The organism is Streptomyces sp. NPDC023573, from assembly GCF_055559735.1.
The window spans coordinates 5,130-17,787 of sequence record NZ_JBVHKB010000014.1 but is presented as its reverse complement, the minus strand read 5'-3'; the positions used below and the strand labels follow the sequence as shown (position 1 = coordinate 17,787).

Genomic DNA, 12,658 nt, shown 5'->3' with positions numbered 1-12,658 from the left:
GACGTGTCCAAGAAGAAGACGAAGGCCGAGGCCGAAGAGGACCTGTACGGGCAACTGGCCGGGGCCATCGGGGGTCTGTGTATCGCGGCCGGCATCCTCGCCGCGATCAAAGACAAGCTGGGGCTTTCCTGGCCAGCCACCGCCGTCGTCGTGGTCGGGGCGCTCGTCGCACTCGGCTACCTGGCCTGGCAGATCCGCACCCGCCTCCAGCGCTACCTGGCAGGCAAGCAGCAGCCCGCGGCGGCCCTTACGCAGGAAGCGCTCGGCACCGGCCTGGAAGCGGAGCAGACAGGCCCTGTCCACACGGCGCTCACCACCGCGCTGTCACGGGCCGGGGCCATCGGGAAGGACGAGGTGATCCTGGACGAGGACGTCACCGTCAAGCAGCTCGACGTCGGCACCCTCTACAAATTCCTCCTCCCCCCGGGACGCACATCCGAGGACGTAGGCAAGCAGCTCGGCTCCATCGCCTCGATGTTCGGCGTTACCCGGCTCCATCTGAAAATGGATACCAGCCGGAAAAGTGAACGGCAGGTGGGCCTCCTGGTGCTGAAGGAACCGCCGTTCAGTCGCCCGTTCCCCGCGCCGACCCGGCAGGAAATCGCCGCATTCTCCGGGGTGCCGATGGGGCACGACGTGACCGGAAAACTGGTCGGCGTCCCGACATTCGACAAGGCATCGCTGCTCGTCGGAGGAATGACGCAGACCGGAAAAACCACACTGGTCAACGGAATCATCACCTGCCTGCTCATCGCATACGGTGATTTCGACCTGTACCTCCTCGACGGGAAACTCTGCGGACTCACCGAGTTCCAGAAAGTCGCTGTCCGGTACGAGGCATCCGATGATCCGGCCGTCCTCGGGAGCATGCTCGATGAGCTGAATGCCCGCGTGGACGACCGATACACGAAAATGCAGGAAGCCAAGCGGAACCGGCAGCCCGCACCCGTATTCAAGCCGGTTTTCTTCATCATCGATGAAGCTGCCGACTTCTACGTCGACAACGGAAGTAAGGACTCACAGGAAACCGTTCGTCAGAACGAGGACAAGTCGCGAAAGCTGGTCTCCAAATCCCTGGAGTCCGGAATCTCCACCATCATGATGACCCAGCGTCCTTCCAATGACGCAATTCCGGTCAAGGTGCGTGATCAGTTCCTCTACCGGCTGTGCCTCTACGTCGCAGCGAAGGGCACAGCAAAGGTGGCGCTCGGCGACTCGTATTTCGAAACAGTCGCCCCGATCCACCCCGCACTGCTCGACCCGAAAATTCCAGGCCAGGCAGTTCTCTTCGCGGGCGGCACATCCGCTCTCATCCGTGGATTCTGGTTCGCCGATGAGTTCATCTGGCGCACGGTCGACGAGGCGATTGCCGGACGAGAAAAAGCGCTCCCGGAGTCGCCACTCAAGAAAGCAATCGAGCTGATGCGCAGCAGCGGAGTGGACTTCATGCTCACCGCTGAACTAGCAGCCGCTCTCGGAGTCACGGAAACCGACCCGGCAGAAGCCGGTAAGCAGGTCAAGGAAATGCTCGGTGTTCCGTCAGCAGGCAGGACAGCGAAGGGACGCGGCTACAAGCTGGCCGACCTCGTGACCGCCGCAACGTCCGCTTCGTGACCGTCACGGGCACCGTCATCGCCACCGTCATGGAGGCGGTTTGCACCGTCATGGGCACCGTCATACGCCACAGCGGCATGACGGTGCCATGTCGGTGCCCGCAGGCTCCATGACGGTGCCTGGGCGGTCAGCATGTCGGTTCTGACCTGCAAAAACACCCAGATCACCAGGAAGGAGGGAAATCGCGTTGCGAGCCACCTCAGCCGTCACGATCGGCGTAGGAGCCACCGCGGCCGTCGTCGTCGGCGCACTCGTGCAAGCTACCGGCGCCGGATCCGCCGGCAGTGGCCTCGGGTCGGCACTCGGCATGTCCGTACCCGCCGAATACCGGTCGCTGATCGAGGAGGCAGGAAATACCTGCCCCGACGTCAGCCCAAACCTGCTGGCCGCGCTCATCAAACAGGAATCCGGATTCAACCCCAAAGCGCGGTCAGACCAAGGCGCGCAGGGAATTGCCCAATTCATGCCGTCCACGTGGGAATCCGAAGGGATCGACGCCAACAACGACGGCAAGCGAGACGTGTGGGACCCCGAGGACGCCATCCCCTCAGCAGGAAAACACCTCTGCACCCTCGCCGAAGAAGTCAAGAACGTTCCCGGCGACAAACAATCAAATATCCTCGCTGCGTACAACGCCGGGAGCCCCCGGGTGATCGCCGCTGGTGGAGTACCCGCTATCGAGGAGACACAGAACTACGTAAAAACAATCAACGCAGCAGCCAAAAAGCCCGGCGGCGGCAAAACCGCCACCACCACACAGGGCACCACCGCAGTCAACGCCGCGAAAAGCCAACTCGGAACCCCCTACTCGTGGGGTGGCGGAAACGCCAACGGCGCATCAAAAGGCGGCTGCTGCTCCCCCAACGGTCGATCCGGATCAAGCATTACCGGATTCGACTGCTCAGGGCTCGCCCTTTACGCCTACGCACAGGCAGGAATCTCCCTGCCTCGCACGGCAGCCGCACAATACGCGGCATCCGAGCCCGTAAAGCCCGGCCAAATGCGCCCCGGCGATCTGGTCTTCTACGGATCAAGCGCCGCCAGCATTCACCACGTCGGAATCTATGCCGGGGGCGGCTGGATCATCAACGCACCCCGCCCCGGCGCCAACGTTCGGTATGACCCGATGGACATGATGTCCGACCTGTATTCCGTCGCACGCCCCGTACCTTCCAAGGAGATCTGAAATGCGTAAGTTCACCACTCTCGCCGAGGCAATCGACATGTCCTCCGGCTTCACCGACTTCTTCAAGACCATCGCTCTTACCGGCAGCGGCCTCGTCACCAAGGCAATTCCCGCAGCAATCATCATCATCGCGATCACCATGTTCCTCAAACTCGGCAACGACCCCAAGACGGCCATGCGGAAGGGCGGCCTGGCGGTCGGCGCGCTGTTCGTCGCGGTCATCCTCGCGATGTACGGCGACAGCTTGTTCTCTACCGTGACGAACCCGAAGAGCTGATCGAAATGCCGGACACCAACCCCTGCGACCAGATCAAGGGCCAGGCCCGGGAGTTCTGCGATCGCAGCCTCGACGACGGCACCACCGCCCCGGACGACAACCTCATCCCGCCGGACGGCGGGGTCACCGGCACGGCATCCCAACTGGTCAAGGATCTCGCCAAGGGGCTCTGCGACACCGTCAGCGAGCTGGTCGCCCCTAAGAAGCTGTCAGCACCTGTGGCGCCCAAAGACTGGTCTTACGAGCCGTTCGTCTGGTTGGGGGAGCACATCGCCATCGCGATCTTCATCTGCGTCGTCGTGATGTGCGCCCTGACCGCATGGCAGGGCCTGCCTCGGCTCAGGCAGATGGGCGCGTCGACAGGATGGACGCTCGTTGCTATCGCCGGGATGGCAGCGGTTCCGGCGGTTGTCATGAAATTGAACGAGGCTGTGAGCCGTGCGTTCACGGCCGCGTTCAACGCCAACGAGAGCACCCTGTTCGGTTCGATCCAGGCTCACTTGGAGGAGGGGGGCGACGCGGGGAATCCATTGGCGCAACTGCTGATCATCTCCGCACTGGTCGTGCTCCTGGCGTTCGCCGGCCTCGTGTTCGTGGCCAGGCAGCTCGGCACCCTGGCGTTCGTGTGCGCGGCGCCGCTGGTGCTGGCCTCGCTCGCTCGCGGCGGTGACACCACCGCTGTCCGGGCCTGGCTCAATCGGTTGCTCGGGCTGCTCTTCACCCCGATGGTGCTCCTGCTCGTCACCCCGTTCATCCCACTCACCAAGGAGTCGCTCGTCCTGGACACGGTGCTGTTGCTCGCTGTCTGTGCCCTGATGCTCCGCATGATCTTCCACGGTGTCCCGTACGTCGGCCCGAGGATCGCGGGCGCGGCCCGGAGCATGGTGGAGAGCCGCACGTCCAACCCGCTTGCGCGGGCGGTCGTGCGGGCGGGTGTCCCGGACGTGTACGAGCAGGAGAACGGCCCGCGCGGAGTACGCACGGTCCCGACCCCGGGCCGGGCGGTGCACCAGGACCGCGGAGTGCTCTACGCCGCATACGGAGTCCCGCACCGGCCCCGGCCGGGACGGCTGACCACCGCTTCCACCATCAAGCAGGTGAACGAGGGCGCGGAACGGCATGCCCGGCTGACCGAAGCGCGCCGCCAGGCACGCACGGCCAATCAGCAGGGGCCGGTGAATCCGCAGCCCCGCCAGCCCCGGCAGCCGGGGCCAGTGGTCCCGCCTCCGGCGGGTCGGTCACCGGCCGCCACCCCGCCTCCGGCGGCCCCGCCCAACCAGCCGCGTCGCCCGTAGCACCGGCTGGCGATCTGGGCCGCGACGCTCGCCACGGCGAGCGTCGCGGCCCGCCCCATTCTTGAGAGGACTTCCCCGTGTACTCCCTGACCCCCGGCTACCGCATTCCCGCCCTCCAGCGCGGACTCAGCCCCATGGAAACGATGCTCACCAAGGCGAACGTCGGGGTCGGCAGCGCGGCGTTGCTGTCGGGCATGGTCACCACGGCACTGCCGGTGTGGGCGTTCGGCGCGGTCGGCGCGGCGGGCGCACTGCTCAACGTGGCACCCGGCCCCCGCTCGATTGCCCGATGGGCCGCTGTCGGATACCGGCGAGTCCGCGAGCGCACCGCGCCCGACGCCATGACCACCCCGCCCGGGACCACCCGGACATGGGCGCTGTATCCGCAGCACGGCACCATGCAGGACGCCTACCGGCGGGCACAGTTTCACGACGCGTTCTCGCGGGCCCTGGTCTTCGCTGGGAGTCAGGCGCGTACTGCGGGGATTCAGGTCCACGTCACGCATCACGCCGATGTACGCGCGACCACCGAGCACACGCAGACGATCTCCGTCCACGTTCCCAAGGGCCTGGCCCCGGCCCGCGTCGTCGACACCCTGGAAGCGGAGCTCGCGGCCCTCGGTGACCTGACGCCCCTCGACCCGGAACCGGTTCTCGATGTGGTCGGTCGGGGCTCCGGCTGGATCGAGCTGGAGGACGGCCGCTACGCGGCGACCGCGCGGATCACCTCCTGGCCGGCCGAGACGGACGGCGACCTCATGCCCAAACTGCTCCTCGGGCAGACACAGGACCGCTCGATCGCGGTGCTCTACCGGCCCTTGCCACTGGGCCAGTCCCGCCGGTCGGCGAAGTATCAGAAGGCGATCGGTGAGGCCGTCCTCACCGACCAGATTCAGGCCGAGTCGCACGAACTCGCCAGCGGCAGCACACAGGGCGCGCTGGTGCAGGGCGCGACGCTCGTGGACATCGACGCCTACCTGACGGTGTGGGGCGACAGCCCGGAAGCCGTCACCGATGCCCGCTGGGAGGTCGGTCTCACGGCCGACCGGCGCCGCATCCGCCTGGACTGGCTGCCCGGCCAGCAGCACCGCGCCCACGTCATGACCACCCCGCACGGAGCCTCCACACGGAAAGGGGCGATCCTCTAATGATCCGTCTGCCCTCCACCCACGCCGCGATCACTGCCCCTTTGGTCGCCTCCGGCGCCGATTTCCCCGGCATTCTGCTCGGGCGGTCCCTGCTGGACAGCCGGCCCTTTCGACTCTCCCCGGTCCTCACCGATGAGAGGGCGCTCCCCTCGACGAACAGCGTCGCGCTGGGCGGTCTCGGCTCCGGCAAGTCCACGACGGCGAAGATCAGGATCGGCCGAGAGGTCCCCAACGGGCACCAGGCCGTCGTCATCGACACCTGGGGAGAGAGGAACCAGACCGGCGGTGAACACGTCGGTGAGTGGGCGGCGATCACCCGGCATCTGGGCGGCCTCGTCATCGACGCCAGCAAGTTCACCCTCAACCCGTGCTCACCGCTCTTTCCGTACCCGGTACGCGAGCAGCTGATCCGGCAACTGATCGTCGCTGTGGAGCCGGACGCCTTGGCAACCGAGGCGGCGTACGCTCTCCAGCACGCGATGAACAGTCCCAAGGCCACCTCGCTGGGCGGTCTCGTGGACGCCCTGACCCATCCGGAAGACGGCCAGTGGCCGACGGCCGAACTCGCCGTCTGGGGACGAAAGGCCGCGATCGCCCTGTCCCGCTACACCCAAGGGTCCCTCCGCGGGCTCTTCGACGGCCAGGACGCCGACCTGCCCCCCACCGACCTGCCGATCATCTCGTTCGACTTCACGCGCCTTGACCGCAACTCCCCGGCCATCCCGTCGCTGATGGCTGCGGTGACGTGCTGGGTGGAGCACGTGTGGTTGCCCCAGTCGACCGCCGTGCACCGGCACATCGTCCTGGAGGAGGCATGGCAGATCCTGCTGTCCCCCGCGACCAGCGAACTGATCCAGCGGCTCCTGAAGAACTCCCGCAAGGACGCCCTGTCCGTTGACGCCGTGATGCACACGCTCTCCGACCTCGGAGACGGCAAGGCAAAGGACCTGGCCAAGCTGGTTGAGGTCTTCCACGTCGGTCGCCTGGGACCGAAGGAAGCCGAAGAGGTCGGCGCGCTGCTGGGCTTGCCGCGTTGGGCCATCGACCACATTCCGACGCTCGGGCCGGGGCAGGCTGTGTGGAAGGTCGGCCCTGATTACGTCGACATCATCGAGACCGTGATCAGCGAGGAAGAAGCGCGGCTGACGGACACCTCCGGACGCCGCCGCATGGCGCGGCAAGGCGCGGCAGTCGAGCAGGAGACCCTCCTCGTTGACGACCTCGACGAGGACGAGGACCGGGAGCACGAGGACCAGGGCCACGAGGAGAGCGACACCACACCGACGCCTGCTACACCCACCCCCGAGGGAGAAGAGGGAGAGGAGGACGAGGGCGGATGGTTCTGGGAGATGCCGCCGAATGTCGTGGATGGCTGGCATGACAGGGCCCTGCAGGCCGCAAGGGAGGGACGCTGCGCCGAGGCTGCGGACCTCGCGGCCCTCGGGGAGCGGGAGGACATTGCCGCTCACGGCATCAACTCCGACCAGGCCGTTGCCTGGCTATCCACACGCGCCCAGGTGGCTGATCTGTGCGGAAGTCCTGAACGTGCGGTACAGCTGCGCGCTACCGTCGCCCGCATGGGCAAAGACGACATGTGGGCAGGGTCAGCCCACGACATCACCCCCACTCCGCACCCCGACCCCCAGCAGTCCACGTCGATGGCTGACGACAACCCGACCCCGGACACATTGCGACGGTTGTGGCCGGCCGCGGCGGTCATCGTGGCGCTGTCCCTCGGCATCGCGTTCGTTTGGGACAACCCCGGAGGTGAGGCGAAGCAGCGAGAGGTGAACGAGCAGCGCGCGGAGAAAGCCGCCGCAGCCGCTGCCGCCCCTCCGTACGAGGGTGAGGCGCGCGCACCAGTTCTCATCGACGGTGCTCTTGCCGACTTGAGGGCAGATTGGACCGATGACAAGAAGCGCGTCGTCGTGAGTCTGCAAGCGCCGGCTGAGGTGGTCGCCCAGTACCTGCGCATCGACGTCGCTCAGAAAAGCGCTTTCAGTGAGCGCGTTGAAGGCCGACTCGATGTCGAAGCGCCCGAAATCGTTCTGCCGGTCAAGGATCCTCGTGCCGATGTGACGGTCCGGGTGGCGATCGGTGGCGCGACATGGAAGAAGGGCGCCCGGGCCGACTCCCGTGAGATCCGCCTCTCCCCCGTCACCGGCACGGCCTACGACGCCAAGACCGGCAAGGAATTCAAGTTCGGCGACTGACCTGTTGGCCTGCCCGGTCCTCGACCGCTGACACAGCTGTCGAGGACCGGCCTGGCTGCCTGGCCATCTGACACACCCCGCGCCCCGTCACGGACACCGTGACGGGGCGCAGCACTGCCCACCATCACCCCTGCTGGAGGACTCCTGTGCTTTCGTCATGCCCTCGTCGCCGGATCGGTCGGCCCCGCCCGCAGCGCCCCGGCCCCCGCTACCCGCACTCGCCCGCCCGGCTCCCCCACCCGTGGAGCCGGTGATGCGGAAGCGCCCACACCGCACCCGGGGCACTCAGCCGCGGATTCCGCGTGGAGCTACACCGCGCCCGCGCCTCTGAGCGGTCACCGCCTGGCCGCCTGACCCACCCCGCGCAAAGGCTCCCGGGACCGCCACGGACATGGCGCTCCCGGGCTGTTCCATCCCGTGTCAGAGCCGAGAAGGGGCTTCCAGTATGCCCACGCCCGCCCGTGCCTACCCCGAGCCGCCGGCCTCGCCGCTCTGGCACCGCACCGGCCCCCGCCCCCGCTCGCTCACACCCGCCCAGCAGCGCCGCAACCGCCAGCTGCTGCTGCGCGCCCAGCACACCCCCCGCCCCCGCACCGCCACCCGAAACCAGGAGACCGCCCGATGATCCGCAACCTGTTCCGCCGCTGCGCCACCGCACCCGGGTCCCTCGCCGACGAGGACCAGGCCGCCGTCGACGCGTTCCGCGCGATGCTCGCCGCCCTGCGCCACCCCGACCCCTGGAAGCCCGGCTATGCCCACGACATCGCCGTCCGGGTCGGCCCGTTCATCGAGCGCGCGCACACCCGGCCTGGCGACGACCACGGCGACATCATCGCTGTCGCCCTCCAGCACCCCGGCCGCCAGTACACCCCCTACGGCCCCCGCTCCCGGCAACTCGGCTGGCTGCGCTGCGAAACGACGAAGATCCTCGGTCTGTGGCACCCGTCCTACGCGCTGCTCACCCACGCCGCGGCCGGCCTGGACCTTCCCGACGACGTCGGTATGGAGCCCGCGCACTACGCCGTGTACGTCGAAGCCCGGCGAGCCGACCCCCGGCAGGGCTTCACCCTGCTCCGGTTCGGCCCGTACACCCAGGCGCAGGATGCTTCCTGGGACGCGGACCGGATCGACGCCGCACTGGAAGGACGGGCGACCACCGTCCGCCCCGGATTCAGGGTCTGCGCGCGGCCGGGACCGTTCAACGTCAGCGACCACCAGCAGTTCACCGACCCGTACGAGACCGACGCCGTCACGCTCCTGGCTGCCACCGTGTCAAGGCAGACCACCTGAGAGACCTGTGCCCGGGGCGTCCGTTCCGTCGCCGATTCCGGGCACACGAACCAGCTGGCCACCCCGGGCCGCCCGCCACCCTGCCACACCACGAAAGCCCGACAGACCACAAAAGCGGCCCCGCTGCCCGGACCTCAGTCCGGGCACGGGGCCGCTTTTTTGCGTTAGGGCGCGTCACACACCTGAGGCTTGCGGCACTCGACTCTGTTCGTGACCGACTCGGTCGACGAGCAGCTCGGCGACTGCCGCCAGCTCAGTCGCGGAGAGATGGGCAGCGAGCGCCTCCACCACGTCAGCGGGCGACGCCGACGCGTCCAGCACCAGCTGCGGCCGAGCGAGCTCCGGGCCCCCGCTATTAACGGCGTTAACGGTCGACGCTGCCGCACCCGCCGCGGGCGCCTGCGCCTGGGAGGTATTAACGGCGTTAACGGTCGGCGCGGGTGCACCCGCCGCAGCGGCCTGCGCCTCGGAGGTATTAACGGCGTTAACGGTTTCGTCTCCGCCTCGCGCGGACAGCGCCCGTCGCGGTGTCCGCTGGCGCGGGGTATTAACGGCGTTAACGGTCTCCGCTGCTGCGGCCTGCTGCGCCTTCGGCAGTCGGCCGATACGGCGAGCGGGCTCTACCTTCAGCTCCCCTGCCTCCACCTTCTCCTGGAGCTCGGGTGTGAGCTCCAGAAGCGCGAGGCGCTGCGACACCCACGCGGGAGTCTTCCCCAGGCGCTTGGCCACCTTGCCTTGCGAGCCGTGAACGCCCACCAGCTCCTGAATCGCCTTCGCTTGATCGAGCGGCGGCACATCCACCCGGTGGATGTTCGCGATCAGCGCTCCCTCCAGCATGTCGGCAGCGCTCGCGGCGAGGTCGTCGTTCACATCGATCCGCAGCTCGGCCAGGCCAGCCATCCCAGCGGCCGCGAGACGCCGGTTGCCGTCGATGACGACGTACTCCGCCTCCCCGAGCTGATCCTCAAGACCAGCGTGCGTAGCCAGGAACGCTGCTCGCCGCACCACGGCGACGGGCTGGATCTGCCCCCGAGCGGTGAGCGACTCGGCCGTCTCTTCGAGCTCGGTGAGCTCGTCGCGGGGGTTGAACGGATTGTGTGCGAGCTGCGCGAGTGCGACAGCCGCCGGTGGTCGCTTGCCCTCGCCGTTGATGATCTGCTGGCGAGTCCGGACCCGGCGAGGAGCCGGCTTTCCCGTGTCCTGGCCGTCCTCGTCCATGCTGAAGCCGCGAGTGACCCTCTTCTGCCTGTCGCTCATACCGCCAGCTCCTTCGCCAGATCACGCATCGCCTGAGCGTGCTCGCTGTTCGGGGCGTACTCCAGCAGCGGGATCTCGCCGTCCGCAGCCTCGCGTCCTTCCTTCAAGTCGCCGATCACGGCCAGGACCGCGGGGGACGTGCTGAGCTCCCACTGGTCTTTGTTCTCCTTGACCAGCTTCCCGCGCCGGCTGTCGTAGGCGTTGACGACCAGCCCGAGGTAGTCGACCTGGATCCTGCCCTTACGGCACAGGTCATCCTTCTGCGACTTGAGCAGCCGGAACGCACGATGGCTCGCCTTGTTGGCACACACTGGCGTGATCACCCCGGACCGGTCGGCGAGTTCTCCATCGCGCCGCCGCACGTAGTACAGGGCGGTGTCCATGTTCAGACCGAGACTGGGCGGACCGTCGATGATGATGACGTCGTAGTCGGCCTCCAGTGGCTCCAACGCCCGCTCCAGCGCTGCTTCGCTGAACGAGACCTTGGAGAGCGCGACGTCACGCAGGAACGCGTCATCGGAAGCCGGCAGAAGATGAAGACGCTCACCGAAGCGCTCCTGGTCCAGAGCGACGAGAAGGTCACCGATGTGCCCCTTCGCTGTCCCGTCCATGTGCATGAGGAGCGTCTCGACGTCGTCCTCGTACATCACCTCCTCGAAGCCCAGCTCCGCGGTGAGGTGCCCCTGCGGGTCGTAGTCGACGATCAGAACCCGATGCCCGGCTTCCGCCAGAGCCTGCGCCATGCCGCTGGAGATGAACGTCTTGCCGACGCCGCCCTTCTGGTTGGCCACTATCACCCGCACCACGGGCTGAGCCACCAACGGGCTGCTGGGAGAGGGGTGGTTGTCGAGCCACAGGGTCAAGGCCTGCGCCAGGCCCTGCACGTAGGTGACACCGCGCTCCGAGCACGCAGTCTTGAACTTGTCCGGCCCGCCGACAGGGAGGAACGTCCCCCACGTCTTCGCGCCCTCGGTCCTGATCTCCGGCAAGCCATCTGTCGAGTACCAGGTATTGATCGCGTGCTCGGTTGCGTCCTGGATGTCCATTCCGTGCTCGAATGCGCGGATCTTCAGGTGTCGCCGCAGCTGAGGGGTGAGAGCAGTAATTAGCTTCTCTCGCTCCCCTCTTGGGGTAGGGATGCCCATGGGGCCGAACATTACTAGGTCGACTGCATCCGTGGTCAGCAAGCGGCAGGGCTCGGTGAGTTTGTCAGTCCGTTGCTACCACAGCCCGTCTCCCGCTGGATCTAGCCAGAGAGGGCCTATCTGGCCAACGGGGGACAACTTGCGCGCGTTGGCGCCGGGGTGTGGCCCGGGCCCGCCGAGACGCAGCCGGAAACACCGTCGTACGAGCAGTGGAAGCCGCTCAAGCATGGTGGCTCATTCGGAGATGCACCCAACGATCAGGTCGTGGCACTGCCGGGCACGATTGCCCACCCCGTCTGCCACCGCGGAGAGCTCATCCAGGTAGCTGAGCACATCTGCGATGTCACCTTGTCCCGGGTGTGTAGCGAGCACCGCCTCAGTTGCCTCTGCAACCCGGTTTTCCGGATCGATGAGCAGAACCCGGAAGAGGTACAAGAAGCTGGTGTGAGCTTCGTCTGGTGGGCTGACAGGGGACGCGAACAGCCGACTCCACTGTTCCGTACATGCTTCAAGCCGCCCCTCCACGGTCTCGAGCATGAGCTTTTCAAACATGCAGGAGAGATTTTCGGGGTGCGCCTCGGCAGCCTGCTCCACGTCCATTTGCGCCATCTCGCGGTGGCCGGCTTGCCGGTGTGCTTGGCTGCGGATGGCGAGGGCCCAGGCGAGTGTGGGGTTGAGTTCGAGTGCGGCGGTGAGGTCGGTGATGGCCTGGTCGTAGCGACCCGCCTGCATGTGTGCTTGCCCGCGGGTGCCGAGTGCCCAGGCGTAGGTGGGGTTGAGTTCGAGTGCGGCGGTGAGGTCGGTGATGGCCTGGTCGTAGCGACCGGCCTGCCGGTGTGCTTCGCCGCGCTGGCTCAGTGCCCAGGCATAGGTGGGATCGAGTTCGAGTGCGGCGGTGAGGTCGGTGATGGCCTGGTCGTAGCGACCGGCCTGCCGGTGTGCTTCGCCGCGCTGGCTCAGTGCCCAGGCGTAGGTGGGGTTGAGTTCGAGTGCGGCGGTGAAATCGGTGATGGCCTGGTCGTAGCGACCGGCCTGCCGGTGTACCTCCCCGCGAGACCCGAGTGCCCAGGCATAGGCGGGGTCCAGTTCGAGTGCGGCGGTGAGGTCGGTGATGGCCTGGTCGTAGCGACCGGCCTCACGGTGTGCTTCGCCGCGCTGGCTCAGTGCCCAGGCGTAGGTGGGGTTGAGTTCGAGTGCGGCGGTGAAATCGGTGATGGCCTGGTCGTAGCGACC

Annotated in this window: 11 protein-coding genes; 8 read left to right on the top strand and 3 right to left on the bottom strand. The window is 67.1% G+C overall.

Features of this window, described 5'->3' with window-relative positions; genetic code table 11:
• Positions 1-3: 3 nt before the first annotated feature.
• From ACZ32T_RS32560 to ACZ32T_RS32525, 8 genes are all read left to right on the top strand, one after another.
• Complete coding sequence (locus ACZ32T_RS32560) at positions 4-1,614, top strand: FtsK/SpoIIIE domain-containing protein (protein WP_467370777.1); 1,611 nt, start codon at positions 4-6, stop codon at positions 1,612-1,614.
• Positions 1,615-1,801: 187 nt separating this feature from the next.
• The gene (locus tag ACZ32T_RS32555; protein WP_467370774.1) at positions 1,802-2,800 is read left to right on the top strand and encodes a bifunctional lytic transglycosylase/C40 family peptidase; all 999 of its coding nucleotides are present in this window, start codon (positions 1,802-1,804) and stop codon (positions 2,798-2,800) included.
• A gap of 1 nt (position 2,801) precedes the next feature.
• Positions 2,802-3,077, top strand: a complete 276-nt coding sequence (locus ACZ32T_RS32550; protein WP_467370771.1) for a hypothetical protein — start codon at positions 2,802-2,804, stop codon at positions 3,075-3,077.
• A gap of 5 nt (positions 3,078-3,082) precedes the next feature.
• A complete protein-coding gene (locus ACZ32T_RS32545) occupies positions 3,083-4,372 on the top strand; it encodes a hypothetical protein (protein WP_467370768.1) in 1,290 nt (429 codons plus the stop codon).
• A 77-nt stretch (positions 4,373-4,449) separates the two neighbouring features.
• A complete protein-coding gene (locus ACZ32T_RS32540) occupies positions 4,450-5,520 on the top strand; it encodes a hypothetical protein (RefSeq protein ID WP_467370766.1) in 1,071 nt (356 codons plus the stop codon).
• Positions 5,520-7,733 carry a hypothetical protein gene (locus ACZ32T_RS32535; protein WP_467370764.1) on the top strand — a complete coding sequence of 738 codons (2,214 nt, stop codon included), beginning with the start codon at positions 5,520-5,522 and terminating at the stop codon, positions 7,731-7,733. Before ACZ32T_RS32540 ends, ACZ32T_RS32535 begins: the two co-directional genes overlap by 1 nt.
• A 445-nt stretch (positions 7,734-8,178) precedes the next feature.
• Positions 8,179-8,358, top strand: a complete 180-nt coding sequence (locus tag ACZ32T_RS32530; RefSeq protein WP_467370762.1) for a hypothetical protein — start codon at positions 8,179-8,181, stop codon at positions 8,356-8,358.
• On the top strand, positions 8,355-9,023 hold the full coding sequence (locus ACZ32T_RS32525; protein ID WP_467370760.1) for a hypothetical protein: 669 nt from the start codon (positions 8,355-8,357) through the stop codon (positions 9,021-9,023). Before ACZ32T_RS32530 ends, ACZ32T_RS32525 begins: the two co-directional genes overlap by 4 nt.
• Positions 9,024-9,197: 174 nt before the next feature.
• On the opposite strand, the gene ACZ32T_RS32520 is transcribed toward ACZ32T_RS32525, so the two are convergent.
• The 3 genes from ACZ32T_RS32520 to ACZ32T_RS32510 form a co-directional block, all read right to left on the bottom strand.
• The gene (locus tag ACZ32T_RS32520) at positions 9,198-10,280 is read right to left on the bottom strand and encodes a ParB/RepB/Spo0J family partition protein (RefSeq protein ID WP_467370758.1); all 1,083 of its coding nucleotides are present in this window, start codon (positions 10,278-10,280) and stop codon (positions 9,198-9,200) included.
• Positions 10,277-11,425, bottom strand: a complete 1,149-nt coding sequence (locus ACZ32T_RS32515) for a ParA family protein (protein WP_467370756.1) — start codon at positions 11,423-11,425, stop codon at positions 10,277-10,279. The genes ACZ32T_RS32520 and ACZ32T_RS32515 overlap by 4 nt, the downstream gene beginning before the upstream one ends.
• Before the next feature lie 234 nt (positions 11,426-11,659).
• Positions 11,660-12,658: tetratricopeptide repeat protein (locus ACZ32T_RS32510; RefSeq protein ID WP_467370754.1), on the bottom strand; the 999-nt coding region annotated here is incomplete at its 5' end.